Annotated in this window: 13 protein-coding genes; 4 read left to right on the top strand and 9 right to left on the bottom strand. The window is 62.4% G+C overall.

The genetic code is table 11. The annotated features are described in order from the left end of the window. The first annotated feature begins 27 nt into the window (after positions 1 to 27). The gene (gene ppa, locus ACP7D4_RS22050) at positions 28 to 567 is read left to right on the top strand and encodes an inorganic diphosphatase (protein ID WP_426106725.1); all 540 of its coding nucleotides are present in this window, start codon (positions 28 to 30) and stop codon (positions 565 to 567) included. Between the two features lie 138 nt (positions 568 to 705). Here the strand turns inward: ppa and ACP7D4_RS22045 are convergent, their stop codons facing one another. From ACP7D4_RS22045 to ACP7D4_RS22015, 7 genes are all read right to left on the bottom strand, one after another. Beyond that, a complete protein-coding gene (locus ACP7D4_RS22045) occupies positions 706 to 1785 on the bottom strand; it encodes a branched-chain amino acid ABC transporter permease (RefSeq protein ID WP_426211342.1) in 1080 nt (359 codons plus the stop codon). Between the two features lie 12 nt (positions 1786 to 1797). Continuing rightward, a complete protein-coding gene (locus ACP7D4_RS22040) occupies positions 1798 to 2844 on the bottom strand; it encodes a branched-chain amino acid ABC transporter permease (RefSeq protein ID WP_426211341.1) in 1047 nt (348 codons plus the stop codon). Between the two features lie 38 nt (positions 2845 to 2882). Beyond that, positions 2883 to 3608 carry an ABC transporter ATP-binding protein gene (locus tag ACP7D4_RS22035; RefSeq protein ID WP_426211339.1) on the bottom strand — a complete coding sequence of 242 codons (726 nt, stop codon included), beginning with the start codon at positions 3606 to 3608 and terminating at the stop codon, positions 2883 to 2885. Further along, positions 3601 to 4362 carry an ABC transporter ATP-binding protein gene (locus ACP7D4_RS22030; RefSeq protein ID WP_426211337.1) on the bottom strand — a complete coding sequence of 254 codons (762 nt, stop codon included), beginning with the start codon at positions 4360 to 4362 and terminating at the stop codon, positions 3601 to 3603. The genes ACP7D4_RS22035 and ACP7D4_RS22030 overlap by 8 nt, the downstream gene beginning before the upstream one ends. Positions 4363 to 4378: 16 nt before the next feature. Continuing rightward, positions 4379 to 5575, bottom strand: coding sequence for a substrate-binding domain-containing protein (locus tag ACP7D4_RS22025; protein ID WP_426106732.1), 1197 nt, complete (start codon positions 5573 to 5575; stop codon positions 4379 to 4381). A 49-nt stretch (positions 5576 to 5624) separates the two neighbouring features. Further along, positions 5625 to 6506 (bottom strand): alpha/beta fold hydrolase, encoded by an 882-nt coding sequence (locus ACP7D4_RS22020; RefSeq protein ID WP_426211335.1) that lies wholly within the window; start codon positions 6504 to 6506, stop codon positions 5625 to 5627. A 96-nt stretch (positions 6507 to 6602) separates the two neighbouring features. After that, entirely contained in the window at positions 6603 to 8900 is a 2298-nt protein-coding gene (locus ACP7D4_RS22015) for a TonB-dependent receptor (protein ID WP_426106735.1), read from the bottom strand. A 276-nt stretch (positions 8901 to 9176) separates the two neighbouring features. On the opposite strand from ACP7D4_RS22015, the gene ACP7D4_RS22010 reads away from it, so the two are divergent. After that, entirely contained in the window at positions 9177 to 10118 is a 942-nt protein-coding gene (locus ACP7D4_RS22010; RefSeq protein ID WP_426211333.1) for a LysR family transcriptional regulator, read from the top strand. Positions 10119 to 10199: 81 nt separating this feature from the next. Here ACP7D4_RS22010 and ACP7D4_RS22005 read toward each other — a convergent pair whose 3' ends face one another. Next, positions 10200 to 10586, bottom strand: a complete 387-nt coding sequence (locus ACP7D4_RS22005; RefSeq protein WP_426106738.1) for a VOC family protein — start codon at positions 10584 to 10586, stop codon at positions 10200 to 10202. A 73-nt stretch (positions 10587 to 10659) separates the two neighbouring features. After that, positions 10660 to 11796 (bottom strand): GNAT family N-acetyltransferase, encoded by a 1137-nt coding sequence (locus tag ACP7D4_RS22000; protein WP_426106739.1) that lies wholly within the window; start codon positions 11794 to 11796, stop codon positions 10660 to 10662. A 77-nt stretch (positions 11797 to 11873) separates the two neighbouring features. Between ACP7D4_RS22000 and ACP7D4_RS21995 the strand changes: the two genes are divergently transcribed. Together ACP7D4_RS21995 and ACP7D4_RS21990 are read left to right on the top strand one after the other, a co-directional pair. After that, positions 11874 to 13886 carry an NAD(+) synthase gene (locus ACP7D4_RS21995; RefSeq protein ID WP_426211331.1) on the top strand — a complete coding sequence of 671 codons (2013 nt, stop codon included), beginning with the start codon at positions 11874 to 11876 and terminating at the stop codon, positions 13884 to 13886. A gap of 39 nt (positions 13887 to 13925) precedes the next feature. Continuing rightward, positions 13926 to 14264 (top strand): P-II family nitrogen regulator, encoded by a 339-nt coding sequence (locus ACP7D4_RS21990; RefSeq protein WP_426106743.1) that lies wholly within the window; start codon positions 13926 to 13928, stop codon positions 14262 to 14264. Positions 14265 to 14677 lie beyond the last annotated feature (413 nt).

The following is a 14677-nucleotide window of genomic DNA, read 5'->3' as shown; positions in this document are numbered from 1 at the left end:
TGTCAATCTAGCATCCAAGGACAACCCATGAGTTTGAATAAAGTCTCATCCGGCCGCGACGTGCCAAACGATTTCAACGTCATCATTGAAATTCCGATGAATGCCGATCCGATCAAGTATGAAGTGGACAAAGAGTCGGGTGCGATTTTTGTCGACCGCTTCATGGCAACGGCGATGCACTATCCGTGCAACTACGGCTACGTGCCGAACACGCTGTCGGACGATGGCGACCCGTGCGACGTACTGGTGATTACCCCGTTTCCGCTGATTCCTGGCGTGGTGGTGCGTTGCCGCGTGATCGGTATTTTGAAGATGGAAGACGAAGCGGGCGGCGACGCCAAGATTCTCGCGGTCCCGGTCGACAAGATCCTGCCGATCTACAAGCACTGGCAAAAGCCGGAAGACATCAACGACCTGCACCTGCAGCGCATCCAGCATTTCTTTGAGCATTACAAGGATCTGGAGCCGGGCAAATGGGTCAAGATCGACGGCTGGTATGGTCCGGACGAGGCGAAGGCCGAAATCGTGAATGGCGTCGCGGCTTTCAACAAGGCTGAAGCGGCGTAAGTTTCGACGCGGCGTGATAAAAAAAGCTGGCCGCTCGCGCGCCCAGCTTTTTTTTGAACTATTTCTATCCGCAGCACCACCACATCGCAGTACCACTACATCGTCCTCGCGCACGCGGGGACGATGTGTGGGGTGGCGCTACCGCTTGCGAGGGGCGCTCTTGAGCATCCGCAGCTTGCCCACAATCCCGAGCGGGAAGAAGTAAATCGACAGCACAAACAACACCCCCAGCCACAGCATCCAGCGGTCTGGATGAAACGCCTGCGCCAGCATGGGAATGGCCTCCAGCGCACTGGAGCCCTCGGCCATCAACGACTTCAGGTAATTTTGCGCGATGATGAACAGCGTCGCCCCGATCACCGCGCCATACATGGTCCCCATCCCGCCAATGACCACGATCAGCAAAATATCGGTCATCACTTCAAAGCCCAGCATCGGCTTGGGCCCCACATAGCGCAGCCAAAGCGCAAACAGCGCCCCGGCCAGCGCCGCCACGATCGCCGCCAGGCAGTTGGCCCAGATCCGGTACAGCACCGTGTTGTACCCCAGCGCCTCGGCCCGGAATTCATTTTCGCGGATCGCCTGCAGCACGCGACCGAACGGCGAATTGACCAGCCTTAGCAAGAACAGGAACAGCAGCAGGCAGCCGATGAACACGATGTAATAGGTGATCAGCTTGCCGTCGAGCGCACGGCCGAACAGGTCGCCCTCCATCAGCTGGAAGCCGGGCGAGAGCAAGTCCGGCACGCTGAAAGTCTTGCCGTCTTCGCCGCCCGTAAAGTCCGACAGCTGCGAGGCGAGCACCGCAAAGGAAGAGGCGACAGCCAGCGTGATCATGGCGTAAAAGATCGCCTTGACTCGCAGCGCAAACAGGCCCACCACCAGCGCCAGGACCAGCACCAGGGCCAGCGCCGCGAGCAGGCCAACAAACACCGCCGTCCACGTCGGCTGTTCCACGCTCGACAAGCCCAGCCCGACGCCATAGGCGCCGATCCCGAAAAACATCGTATGGGCGAACGAGACGATGCCGGTGTACCCCAGCAGCAGGTCATACGAGGCCACCAGCACGATGTAGACGCAGATGGTGGCCGCCGTGCTTAACGGCCGCGCGCCGCTGGTAATGAAGGGCGCAAGCGCCAGTCCAAGAAAAATGAGCAGCAATGCCGCCGACAAGGTACGGCTGCGCGGCATGTCGCCTGAGAGGATGCGGTTGAACATGGTCGATCTTTCTTAGCGGCGCAGGTTGGAATACATGCCGGCGGGACGCCAGAGCAAAATCGTGATCATCAGCGCGATGTTGGACACCAGCGCAAATTTGGGCGCCAAAAAACCGGCATAGTTGGCCACCAGCGCCATCAGCATCGCGCCAATGAAGCAGCCGCCCACCGACCCCAGGCCGCCGATGATGATTACCACAAAAATCATCACCATCATTTCGCCGCCCATCGAGGCCGTGAGCGACTCCTTGTACAGGCCCCACATCACGCCGCCCAGACCAGCCAACGCGGAACCTGCTGCAAACACGGCGATGAACAGGCGCCGGATGCGGTAGCCCATCGCTTCGACCATTTCGCGGTTCTCGACGCCGGCGCGGATCAACAGGCCAATCTTGGTGCGGTTCAGGACCAGGAACATCACGGCAAACACCACCAGACCGACGACGACCGCCACCAGCCGGTATTTTTCGATGGCCGCGTCGCCCAGCACGATCGCGCCACGCAGCGCGGTGGGCAAGGGCAGCGGAATCTGTTCGGCGCCCCAGATCACGTTGATCAACTGTTCGGCAACGATCATGCCGCCCATGGTGATCAGGATCTGCTTCAAGTGCTGGCCGTACACCGGCTCGATGATGATGCGCTCGAAGGCCCATCCCAAGAGCGCCGTGACCACCATCGCAACAGTGATGGCCAGTGCCAGCACGCCCAGGTTCATCAGCAGCGAGTCGGCCTCCATCCACCCGTGCATCGGGATCAGGACCATGGTCGCGGCATAGGCGCCGACCGAGACAAAGGCGCCGTGGCCGAAATTGAGCACGTCCATCAGGCCAAACACCAGCGTCAGGCCGCTGGCCATGATAAAGATCATCATGCCCATCGCCAGGCCGGCGACGGTGAGCGTGATCCAGGTGGGCAGGCTGCCCACCAGCGGCAGCATGGCGAGCATCAGGATCGGCACCAGCAGCAACGGCGCAATGTCGCGCGGGGCGGCGGCCAGGACGGTGTCGGCGGGCGCGGCGGTGGGCGGCAGCACGCGCGCGACGGTAGGGGGAGTTTGCATGGTCACGGCATCGGTCTTTCTACGCTTTATATATACGCTTATTGGTGCGAGTCGAGCGCGAGCCCGAGCAGGCGCTGTTGCAGGTCCTGGTCGCCGGCCAGTTCGTGCATCGATCCGGCGTGCACAACGCGCCCGTCATCCATCACCGATACGGTGTCGCCGAGCGACTTGACGAAGCTGAAATTCTGCTCGACCAGCAAGATGGTGGTGTCGGTTTCCTTCAGTTCGCGAAACGCGGCGATCAGGCTCTGGATGATGGCCGGCGCCAGGCCCTTGGTCGGCTCGTCGATCAGAATCAGCTTGCGCGGCTCGACGATGGCGCGGGCGATCGCCACCATCTGCTTCTGGCCGCCCGACAGATTGCCGGCCGGGTAATGCCAGAATTTTCTCAAGGCGGGGAAGAACCCGAAGATCCATTCCACGCGCGTGTCGTCAAGCGGGCCGCTGCGGGCGGCCAGCAGCAGGTTCTCGCGCACGGTCAGGTCCGAGAACACGGCCATCGATTCGGGCACGTAAGCGATGCCGGCCTGCGCGATGTCGGGCGTGCTCAAGGCGGAGATCTCGCGCCCGTCGAACTTGACGCTGCCAGCGCTAGCCTTCCACAAGCCCATGATGGTGCGCAGCGTGGTGGTCTTGCCGGCGCCGTTGCGGCCCAGCAGGACCGACAGGCCGCCGCGCGGCACGACCAGGTCGACGCCCTGCAAAATATGGTATTCGCCGATGTGCGTGTGCACGCCGGACAATTGGAGTATCGGTTCAGGCATGTTCAGGTGTTCCCAGGTAGGCTTCCTGGACGATGGGCGAGGCCATCACTGCGGCCGGATTGCCGTCCGCGACCAGGGTGCCGTTGTGCAGGACGATGATGCGGTCGGCCAGCGAGCGCACCACGTCCATCTTGTGTTCGACCAGCAGGATGGTCTTGTTGCCTTCGGCCTTGACGGCGTGGATCAGGTCCAGCACCACCGGCACTTCGTCCACGCTCATGCCGGCGGTCGGTTCGTCGAACATCATGATCGACGGTTCGAGCGCGAGCAGGATCGCCACTTCAAGCTTGCGCTTGTCGCCGTGCGACAGGGCCGCCACGCGCGCGTCGCGCCGATCGGCCAGCGACACGCGCTCGAGGTAGTGCTGGGCGCGTTCAATCAGTTCGGTGTGGCCAAACCATACCGAGAACAGGTTCAGGCCGATGCCGGCGCGGCTTTGCACGGCCAGGCGCACGTTTTCCATCACCGTCAGGTGCGGGAACAGGTTGGTGAGCTGGAAGGCGCGGCCGATGCCGGCCCGGGTGCGCTTGGCGGCGCCCTGGCTGGTGACGTCGACGCCATTCAAGAACACCTTGCCGGAACTGGGCGGCAGCTGGCCCGACATCAGGTTGAAGTAGGTGGTCTTGCCGGCGCCGTTGGGGCCGACGATGACGGTCAGCGTGCCGGGGTAAAAATCGGCGCTGACCTGGTTGACCGCCACATGGCCGCCAAAGCGGATGGTCAGCTCGCGCGTGGACAGGGAAGGTTGGCTCATTGCTCTGACTGACCCGTTAGCGCTTGTTCTTGACCGGCAGCGGCAGTTCGCTGGCCGGAATTTCGCGCACCAGTTCGAGCAAGTCCCATTCGTTTTTCTGGTCCTTCTTGAACTTGAAGTGGTACATGGCCTGCAGCGCCTGGTGGTCCTGTTTGCGGAACGTCATTTTTCCCTTGGGCGTCTCGAAGTCCATGCCTTCCATGGTCGTGATCAGCTTTTCGGTATCGGTCGAATTGGCCTTGAGCAGCGCGTTGTAGACGGCGCTGGCCGCCACAAAACCGCCAGCGGTGAACATGTCGGGCGGCGCCTTGAAGCGCTTGGTGTGCTCGGCCACCAGCCAGTCGTTCATTTTGTTTTTCGGGAAATCATAGTAGTAATAGATGGTGCCCTGGGTGCCGGCGTAATTTTTCCAGGTCTTCATCACGGGCAGGATATTCCCGCCTGGCGAAAGGATGATGCCGTAGCGTTCAGGCTTCATGTCGGCCAACTTGTTGAGCGGATGCGCTCCGGCCCAGATCACTTGCAAGATGCGCGGCTGCGGCTTGTCTTTGAGTGCATTGAAGATGCGCTGGGCTTGCGCGGTAAAGTCGGTGGTGGTGGCCGGCGCGTATTCCTCGTGCACGATGGTGGCCTTGCTGCCGGTGGCAGCGAGCGCTTCGCGCGCGGCCTTGATCGCGTCCTTGCCGAAGGCGTAGTCCTGCGCCAAAAAGGCGATGCTGCCGCTTTTCAGGGTGCTGGACGCGGCCAGGGCGTCCTGCATCGAGCTGCGCGCGGTGCGAAAGATGTAGCGGTTCCACTTGTCGCCGGTGATGGCGTCGGCCACGGCCGGCTCGACGATCAGGATTTTCTTGTATTCCTGGGCCACCGGCAGCATCGAGATGGCCGAGCCGGACGAGGTGGTGCCCACCGCGATGTCGGCCTTGTCGTCGCCGTAGGCTTCGGCCAGCAGCGTGCGCGCAAGGTCCGGTTTGCTCTGGTCGTCCTTGACGATGACTTTGAGCTTGCGGCCATTGATTTCCATCTTGCCGCCGGTGAGGTACTCAAGGCCCATCATGAAGCCCGTTTCGGTCTCCTTGGCGTACACCTCCAGTGCGCCGGTCTTGCCGGCGATGAGGGCAACTTTCAAGTCCGGTCCGGCGGCCAGGGCGGGAACGGCCAGCGTGCTGGCGAAGGCGGCCAGGATGGCTGCGGCTAGGGTGGTCCTCTTGTTCATGCGTGTCTCCTTGAATGCTTATTGTTCGTCTAAATGCGCGTCTGAGCGTCTAATCTACTTGCGACAAAAATTGTTGTATTGCTTCGCGCGCCGGCGGCTCGGTGAGCATTGGCGCGTGGCCCACGCCCGGCACCTCGGCATACAGCATGGTGGGCGCCGCACGGCGCATGTAGCCGGCTTCTTTCTCTTCCATCAGGTCGGACAAGGCGCCGCGCACCAGCAGCGTCGGGCGATTGTGCGCCAGGCGCCGGAACGCGACGCGGCCAGCCCAGGAAGTGCTTTTCAGCTTGCCGGTCTGCAGAGCGACTGCGATATTCGGATCGTACCTCAGGACCAGCTGGCCCTGCTCGTTTTCGGCAAACGCGCGGCGCGCCCATTTTTGCCATTCCTGGTCGTCATTGCCGGGAAAGGCGGGCAGGTTGATGGCGCGGATGTAATCGGTGGCCTCGTCCCACGAGGCGGGCGCGCACGCTTTGCCCGCGTAGCCTGCAATGCGCGACAAGCCCTTGGGGGAGATGATGGGGCCAACGTCGTTCAGGACGGCGGCGGCAATCAGGGGAAGGCGGCGCAACGCCAGCGTCATGGTGATCAGGCCACCCATCGAGGTGCCCACGAAGACGGCGCGGGCGATGCCAAGGTCGTGCGCCAGCTTGATGACGTCGCCGGCGTAGGTGGCGGGGTTGTAGTGGCTGGGATCTGGGTCGCGCGCGGACTTGCCGCGGCCGCGCACATCGACGGCGATCACGCGCCGTCCAAGGCCGGCGATCCAGGGCGCCAGCTCGTCGAAGTCCGACGAATTGCGCGTCAAGCCATGGATGCAGATGACGGGCAGCCTGGCTTGGCCCCCGTGCGAGGCGTAGTCGCGTGCATACAGCGACAGGCCGTCGGTGCTCATGAAGCTGAGGTCAGTATAAGTGGACACGGCGGGCATCGTCGAGGTGAATGAGGACGCAGCATCCCGCAACCGGCGCTAAGAGCCGGTTGCGGGTGCTGCTTGCGAGATCCGCGGTTTGAGGCTGTGGAACGCTTAGAAGCGGTATTCCATCGACGCCGACCAGGTGCGCGGCGCGCCGTAGAACGCGGTCAGGGTACCCTCGGCACCCAGGGTCGGGAACAGATAGCCGCCGGTCTTGTAGTGCGTGTCGTTCAGGTTTTTCCCGTGCACGCTGTAGCGCAGCTTGTTGTTCGCGCTGGTCCACACGATGCTGGCGTCGTAGATCTTGTAGGCATCCTGGTCCAGCGCCGAAGGGGTCTCGAACTGGTAGGTCTTGGCCTTGTACGATGCACTGCCGATCAGGCTGACCTTGCCGGCGTTACCGCCCAGCGACAGCGGAAAGTCATAGTTGGCGCGCAGGTTGGCCGAATTCTTCGGCGTGTTCTGGAACACCCTTTCGCCGGCGATGTTGACCAGCTTGTTGACGCCATTGACTGGCCGCAGCGCGAGGAACTCGGTGTACTCGGCATCGATATGGCTGTACATGCCGGACACGCTGAAGGCGTTGGTCAGGCGCGCGCTCGCTTCCAGTTCGATGCCCTTGATGTCGGCCTTGCCAGCATTGGTGGTAATGCCGGCAAAGCTGTCGTCGACGCCGTCGCCGTTGGTGTCGATCGCCACCGAGCTTGGAATCTGCACATCCTTGTACTTGCTCTTGAACAGGGCGATGTTGGTCAGGATGCGACCGCCGTTGTACTGCGACTTGAGGCCCAGTTCGACCGTGTCGATGGTCTCCGGCAGGAAGCCGCGCTTGACCGTTGCGACGTTCAGCTTGGAGCCGGTGACGTTCACGCGCGGATCGAACCCGCCGCCCTTGAAGCCGCGCGCATAGCTGCCATACACGTTCTGGTTTGGCGAGGCCTTGTAAGCGAGGCCTACTTTAGGCGTGAACTTCTTGTCTTCGCGGACCAGTTCACCGTGATTCAGGTCGGTCTGGACCAGGAAAAAGGGATTGGCAGGGCCGCCCATTTCAGGCGAGCCGTTCATGCCGGCATAGGCCTTGCGCAGGATGCCTGCCTTGCGCTCGTCGACCGTGTAGCGTCCGCCGACCGAGACGCTGAGCGCGTCGCTGATGTTGTAGCTGCCGTCGGCAAATACCGCCCAGGCCTTGGTGTCGATGTCGCCCACGGTGAACACCGAGGCGCCCGCCACGATGGTGTCGAACTGATTGAACGCATTGGCGTCGATGTAGTACACGCCGGCCACGCCCTGGATTTTGTCGCCGGTGTAGGTGGCTTGGAATTCCTGGCTCAGCTGCTTGTTGGTGTAGTACGCAGGCACGTGGAAGTCGGTGACGGACAAGGAATCAAAGTCGATCGGCGCGTAGGAGCTGTCCTTGCGCGAAGCGGTCACGGACTTGAGCGTGAGCTTGTCGCTCATGCGGTATTCGATCAGGGCGGCCACGCCGTGGGCCTTGACCTTTTGTTCGTGGCCCAGGGCCAGGTTCAGGTTGGCGCGCGTGTCGTACACGTTTTCGAGGACAGGCGCGCCGCTGGTGCGCCCGACGGTCAGGCGGTGGCCATTGCGTGGATGCGAATTGTCTTCGGTGGCGTCGCCGGAGAGGCGGATGAACAGTTCCGGGGTCGGCGTAAATTCTGCCGACAGGCGCAGCGCGGCGAGGTCCTTGTCGTAATTGGGCTGGCCATTGAACAGGTTGGTGCCGTAGCCGCCGCGGTCAAACTTGCCGAACGTGCCGCCGATGCGGGTGGTGTCCGAGAGAGGCGTGCTGGCGGTGACGACGGCTTCGCGCTGCTGGTAGGTGCCGACCGTGAGGCGGGTGCGGATATCGGTTTGCGGCGCCAGCTTGCGCGTGACGTATTTGACGGCGCCGCCGATGGTGTTGCGCCCGTACAGCGTGCCTTGCGGGCCGCGCAGCACTTCGATGCGCTCGACGTCGTAGATCTCCGCCACGGCGCCTTGCGGGCGGGCCAGGTAGATGTCGTCCAGGTAGATGCCGACACCGGCCTCGAAGCCTGCCAGGGGATCTTGCTGGCCGACGCCGCGGATGAAGGCGGTCAGGGTCGAGTTGGTGCCGCGCGACGCCTTCATGGTGGTGTTGGGCAGGGCCAGGGCCAGGCCGGTGATGTCGGGGATGCCTTGCTTGGAGAGCTGGTCGGCGTTAAACGCAGTCACCGACACTGGCACGTCCTGCAGCGTTTCCTCGCGCCGGCGGGCGGTCACGACGACCACGTTCGGGTTGTCGTTGTTGCTCGCGGCGGGCGCTGCGGCGTCGCTCTGGGCGTGGGCCGAACCCATCGTGGTTCCCATCAGGGCGATGGCGGCGGCGACGGAGCGGTTCAGTAATTTCAGCTTGGTGCTGGTAAGACGCATGACAGATGTCTCCTAGGATTATTATTAGTGGTATGCGGTCAGAATCGCATGGCATGCAGTGTGCCTGCATTCGTTTTTGCGCGAAAGACAACAACACGCCCACCGACTGTGCATAAATGCACATCGCGAGCTGAGCGTATGGTATGACAGGATGTACGTACAAAATCTTCGTTTAATTTGATCCTGCGCAAGGTGTACAACGCACTATTTGCCAGCGAGTTGTGCACTAGTGCACAATATGCAAAACGAATACAACAATCATCCGAGACACTTCCCATGAATACACTCCCAGAGTGGACCGATTTGCGGTTCTTTCTTGAATTGGCGCGCGCCGGCACCTTGTCGGGCGCGTCGCGCCGGCTCGAGGTGGAGCACACCACGGTTGCGCGCCGCATCGACCGGCTCGAAATCCAGCTCGGCACCACGCTGTTCGACCGTTCGCGCGAAGGCTACGAATTGACCGACATGGGATTGGCGCTGTTGCCCCATGCCGAGGCGATGGAAAGTGCGGCGCTGGCCGCCACCGAGCAGATGAGCGGCGGCGAAGTGTCGGTGCACGGCGTGGTGCGCCTGGGCGTGCCGGAGCTGTTCGCGGTGCGCGTGGTGGCGCCGCTGCTGGTGGCGATGCTGCAGTCGAATCCCGAGCTGAGCGTGGACCTGCTGGTGCTGCCGCGCTTTGCCAACCTGGCCAACCGCGAGGCCGATCTGGGCGTGATGCTGGACCCGCCCAGCACGGGGCGCTACATGATCACCAAGCTTGCCACGTTCCGGCTGTACGTGTGGGCCTCGCCTGCATACCTGGCCACGCACGCGCCGATCTTCGCGCACGCAGATCTGGCGCAGCATGATTTTGTCGACTACGTGCAGGACCGGCTGGCCAGCCGCGAATTGAGCTATCTGGACGAACTGGGATTCACGCCGCGCCGGCGCCTGTGCTGCACCGGCATGCCGGCCCAGATCGAGGCGGCTTCGCTGGGCATGGGGCTGGTGATGGCGCCGCCGTACGCGGTGCCCGACGACGGGCGCCTGGTGCCGGTGCTCGACCAGTTTTTTGCGGAGCGTTCGTTCTGGCTGGCAGCGCCCACCGATTTGTACCGCCTGCAGCGGGTGCGGGCGGTGTGGAACATGCTGCGCGAGTATGCAGATGGTAAACCGGCTCTGTTCGTGCATGCGGATGGCGAGCCGGCCAAGCCGCGCCAGGTAGGGCCGCGGCGTTAAAGGGGCGAGTCGATAAAGGGGCGAGTCGATAAAGGGGCGAGTCGATAAAGGGGCGAGTCGATAAAGGGGAGCGTCGTCAAGTCAGCCGTGACAGCAGACGCACAGCTTGTTGCCGTCCAGGTCGCGGAAGTAGGCGCCATAGAAGTTGGGGTGATAGTGAGGCCGCAAGCCGGGGGCGCCTTCGCAGGCGGCGCCGTGCTCGAGGGCGGTGGCGTGGGCCAGGTCGACGGCATCGCGTGATGGCGCGAGCAGGGCGGTCATCTGGCCGTTGCCGGGGGTGTGGGGTTGTCCGTTGAACGGGTGGCCGATCAGGAACAGGGGGCGCGGATGGGTAGGCGAGACCCAGCCGGCCCAGGGTGTGGCGGGGTCGGCGAATTTTAGCTGCAGGCCGAGCGTGGCCATGACGGCCGAGTAGAAGGGCAAGGCGCGTTTGAAGTTAGTGATGCCGATGAAGACGTGCGAAATCATGCGGCTCCTTCGGATGGGTATCGTTGATCTGATTGTTTAACCGAACCGCGACCGTCCCCACGCGAGGATGCGCTTATGCATCCTTGAACGGATTGCGGTCATTGAGTTCATCGATATACTCATCGATCCCGCCTTTTTCACGCGCCAGAAAACGCTCGATCGCATCGGCAAAGGCCGGATGGGCCAGCCAGTGCGCGGACCAGGTCTTGGTCGGCAGGAAACCCCTCGCCATTTTGTGTTCGCCCTGCGCGCCGCCCTCGAACACGGCGATTTTCTGCTCGATGCAAAACTCCAGCGGCTGGTAATACGCTGTCTCGAAGTGCAAACAAGGCACGTGTTCCAGTTCGCCCCAATAACGCCCGAACAAGGTATCGGCGCTGTGAATCACCAGCGACGCGGCCACCGCCTTGCCCTCACGCTCGGCAAACACAAGCAGTATGTTCTCCGGCATGGTGCTGCCGATGCGCTGGAAAAAATCGAGGTTGAGATAAGGCGTGGAGCGGTGCGCCTTGTAGGTGTGCTGGTAGCAGCGGTTGAACAGGCGCCAGTGGGCATCGGTCGCGTCAATCCCGCGCACGCGCCGCATGGTGATGCCCGCCTCCTGTACCTTGCGCCGCTCGGCCCGGATGTTCTTGCGCTTTTTCTTCTCCAGCGTGCCGAGGAATTCCTCAAAGTCCCGGTAGCCCGCATTGAGCCAGTGGAACTGCACGCCGCTGCGCAGCATGAAGCCGGCGTCGGCCAGCTGCTGCACCTGCTCTTCGGGCGGATACAAAATATGGGTGGACGAGACGTCGGACGAGCGCTGCGTGGCGCACAGTACCTCGATCAGCGCCGCACGGGCGCGTTCGTCAACGGCCAGCAGGCGCGGCCCGGTGACGGGGGTGAACGGGATCGCCGACAGCAGCTTGGGGTAGTACTCCACGCCGTTGCGATGGTAGGCGTCGGCCCAGGCCCAGTCGAACACGTACTCGCCGTACGAGTGGGTCTTGACATACAAGGGCATGGCGGCGGCCAGCTGGTCGCCGTCGTACAGGGTCAGGAACTGGGGCTGCCAGCCGCTTTCGACGCTGGCGCTGCCCGACTCGTGCAGCGCGTGCAAAAAGGCGAACGACAGGAATGGATTGGCCTTGTCCTGCTTGGCCGCCAGGGCATCCCAGGCCGGCTGGCCGATGTCGGAAAGGGTAGAGACGATATGCGTGCGATAATTCATGTGTCCATTCTACGCAAAAAGGCGCGCGCCGTTTTCCTGGCGCGCGACGCCCCTTTGCCACACCTAGAAAGCACTGCATGAAGAACGATTTTTTCAATCTCTATACCCATGGCTTTGCCCGCGTCGCCGTCGCCATACCGCGCTGCAAAATCGCCGATCCGGCCTTCAATGCCGCGCAAACGATTGCGCTGGCGCGCCAGGCGCAGCAGCAGGGCGCCGTGCTGGTCGCGTATCCCGAACTGGGCCTGTCGGCCTACACCTGCGACGATCTGTTTCACCAGGCGGCGCTGCTGGACGCCTGCGAGGCGGCGCTTGGCCTGGTGGTCGAGGCGTCCAGGGATATCGATGTGGCGCTCGTGGTCGGCCTGCCGCTGCGGGTTGATCATCAACTGTTCAACTGCGCGGCAGTGGTGGCGGGCGGGCGTATCCTGGGACTGGTACCCAAGTGCTACCTGCCCAATTACGGCGAGTTTTACGAAGCGCGCCAGTTCAGCGCGGCCGACAGTGCCGTGTCAACCCAGGTGCAGCTGCTCGGCCAGGAGGTGCCGTTCGGCGCCGGTTTGCTGTTCGAGATCTCGAACATCAAGTCGATGCGGTTTCACATCGAGATTTGCGAAGACGTGTGGGTGCCGATTCCGCCGTCGTCGTTTGCCGCGCTGGCCGGGGCCACCGTGCTGGTGAACCTGTCGGCGTCGAACGTTTTGGCCGGCAAGAGCGCCTACCGCCATCAACTGGTAGGCCAGCAGTCGGCGCGCTGCCTGGCGGCCTATCTCTACAGTTCGGCGGGCTTGGGCGAATCGTCGACCGACCTGGCGTGGGACGGGCAGGCGCTGATTTACGAAAAAGGCGAATTGCTGGCCGAGTCGGAGCGCTTCAAGGACGGCTCGCACATCCTGTTTGCCGATGTGGACCTGGAGCGCATGTCGCGCGAGCGCATGCACCAGACCACGTTCGCGGACTCGGTGCGCAGGCATGCCGGCGAGGTTGCCGCGTTCAAGGTGGTGCGCTTCGGCCTGCAGATTGCGCGCGGGCAGGCGCTGCCGCTGGCGCGCACGATCGAGCGTTTTCCGTACGTCCCGCAAGACCTGGCGCAGCGCGACGTGCGCTGCACCGAGGTGTACAACATCCAGGTGCAGGCGCTGGTGCAGCGCCTGTCGCAAAGCGGCATGCAAAAAGTGGTCATTGGCGTGTCGGGCGGGCTCGATTCGACCCATGCGCTGCTGGTGTGCGCCAAGGCGATGGACCGCCTGGCGCTGCCGCGCGCAAATATCCTGGCCTACACCATGCCGGGCTTTGCGACCAGCGAGCGCACGCTGCGCCAGGCGCGCGAGCTGATGGAAGAAGTCGGCTGCAGCGCGGACGAGATCGATATCCGGCCCAGCTGCGTGCAGATGCTCAAGGACCTGGGCCATCCGTTTGCTAAGGGCGAAGAAATCTACGACATCACGTTTGAAAACGTGCAGGCGGGCGAGCGCACCAGCCATCTGTTCAGGCTGGCCAACTACCATGCGGCGATGGTGATCGGCACGGGCGACCTGAGCGAGCTGGCGCTGGGCTGGTGCACCTATGGCGTGGGCGACCATATGTCGCACTATAACGTGAACGCGAGCGTGCCCAAGACCTTGATCAGCCATCTGGTGCGCTGGGTGGCGGAGACCGGCACCATTGGCGTTGTCGGGTCGGGCACGCTGCTGGGCATTCTGGATACCGAGATCAGCCCCGAGCTGGTGCCGGGCAAGGCCGGCGACGAGAAGCCGGCCCAGATTACGGAAAACGTGATCGGGCCTTACGAACTGCAGGATTTTAATTTGCATTACATTTTGCGGTACGGCTTCGCGCCGTCGAAGGTGGCGTTTCTATCATGGTCGGCCTGGCAGGAGCGCTATACGCTTGCCACGATCAAAAAGCACCTGGGAACTTTTGCATATCGCTTCTTCAAGACCAGCCAGTTCAAGCGCTCGTGCGTGCCGAACGGGCCAAAGGTGGGCAATGGCGGATCGCTGTCGCCGCGCGGCGACTGGCGCGCGCCGAGCGATTCGGAAGCGACCGTGTGGCTCGAAGAGCTGAAGAACATTCCGGATGTCGATTAGAATAGCAGGCAAACCGGCACTATTTAAGGAGCATCAGAAATGAAACAAATTACCTGTGTGATCAAGCCGTTCAAGCTCGACGAAGTGCGCGAGGCGCTCGCGGAAGTGAATGTGACGGGCTTGACCGTGACGGAAGTGAAGGGTTTCGGGCGCCAGAAGGGCCACACGGAACTGTATCGCGGCGCTGAATATGTGGTTGATTTTCTGCCCAAGGTGAAGATCGAAGTGGTGGTTGACGACAGCATGTCCGAGCAAGTGGTCGACGCCATCATCAAGGCTGCGCGCACCGGCAAGATTGGTGACGGGAAAATTTTTGTGCAGGATGTGGAGCAGGTGATCCGGATTCGTACCGGTGAGACGGGGCCGGATGCGGTGTAAAAAAGCTAAGCGTGTGCACTCTTCAGATTGCGCACGGGCTATCAAACTAATGGGTGACAAAGCGGTGTAACGATGCGTCAACACGTCGTTGCGGGACCATTGTACCCATGCGGAATGCTCAACCGCTTGGGCGTGCATCCGTAGGATTACCGGCAGCATCATATGGGTATCGCAGCCATCATGGTTAGCTGACCTCCTGACCAAAGTTTCGCGGAATAGGCATCATCGAGATGCCATCCACTGCCTGCCGCGACACGTTCCACGGTTTTTCCAATCGAATGCCGAGGAACAAGCACTTTTCGGCCGCTGCCTACCCGACGATGTGCCTGGCAAATGGTTGCGCTGTTGTCGCGCGCTGTTGCCGCGCGCTGTTGCCGAGCGCTGTTGGCGCCAGCGGGTACTACTGGCCCAGT

Source organism: Massilia sp. TWP1-3-3 (assembly GCF_049897805.1).
Taxonomy (GTDB): domain Bacteria; phylum Pseudomonadota; class Gammaproteobacteria; order Burkholderiales; family Burkholderiaceae_D; genus Telluria_A.
The sequence above is the reverse complement of the archived record's forward strand: the minus strand, read 5'-3'. Positions and strand labels throughout refer to the sequence as shown.

What these genes read in the sequence shown, in the direction of transcription:
- ACP7D4_RS22040 (WP_426211341.1), bottom strand. Translation starts at nt 2,844, where the DNA reads ATGCAAACTCCCCCTACCGTCGCGCGCGTGCTGCCGCCCACCGCCGCG.
- ACP7D4_RS21990 (WP_426106743.1), top strand. Translation starts at nt 13,926, where the DNA reads ATGAAACAAATTACCTGTGTGATCAAGCCGTTCAAGCTCGACGAAGTG.
- ACP7D4_RS22000 (WP_426106739.1), bottom strand. Translation starts at nt 11,796, where the DNA reads ATGAATTATCGCACGCATATCGTCTCTACCCTTTCCGACATCGGCCAG.
- ACP7D4_RS22045 (WP_426211342.1), bottom strand. Translation starts at nt 1,785, where the DNA reads ATGTTCAACCGCATCCTCTCAGGCGACATGCCGCGCAGCCGTACCTTG.
- ACP7D4_RS22005 (WP_426106738.1), bottom strand. Translation starts at nt 10,586, where the DNA reads ATGATTTCGCACGTCTTCATCGGCATCACTAACTTCAAACGCGCCTTG.
- ppa (WP_426106725.1), top strand. Translation starts at nt 28, where the DNA reads ATGAGTTTGAATAAAGTCTCATCCGGCCGCGACGTGCCAAACGATTTC.
- ACP7D4_RS21995 (WP_426211331.1), top strand. Translation starts at nt 11,874, where the DNA reads ATGAAGAACGATTTTTTCAATCTCTATACCCATGGCTTTGCCCGCGTC.
- ACP7D4_RS22015 (WP_426106735.1), bottom strand. Translation starts at nt 8,900, where the DNA reads ATGCGTCTTACCAGCACCAAGCTGAAATTACTGAACCGCTCCGTCGCC.
- ACP7D4_RS22010 (WP_426211333.1), top strand. Translation starts at nt 9,177, where the DNA reads ATGAATACACTCCCAGAGTGGACCGATTTGCGGTTCTTTCTTGAATTG.
- ACP7D4_RS22035 (WP_426211339.1), bottom strand. Translation starts at nt 3,608, where the DNA reads ATGCCTGAACCGATACTCCAATTGTCCGGCGTGCACACGCACATCGGC.
- ACP7D4_RS22030 (WP_426211337.1), bottom strand. Translation starts at nt 4,362, where the DNA reads ATGAGCCAACCTTCCCTGTCCACGCGCGAGCTGACCATCCGCTTTGGC.
- ACP7D4_RS22020 (WP_426211335.1), bottom strand. Translation starts at nt 6,506, where the DNA reads ATGCCCGCCGTGTCCACTTATACTGACCTCAGCTTCATGAGCACCGAC.
- ACP7D4_RS22025 (WP_426106732.1), bottom strand. Translation starts at nt 5,575, where the DNA reads ATGAACAAGAGGACCACCCTAGCCGCAGCCATCCTGGCCGCCTTCGCC.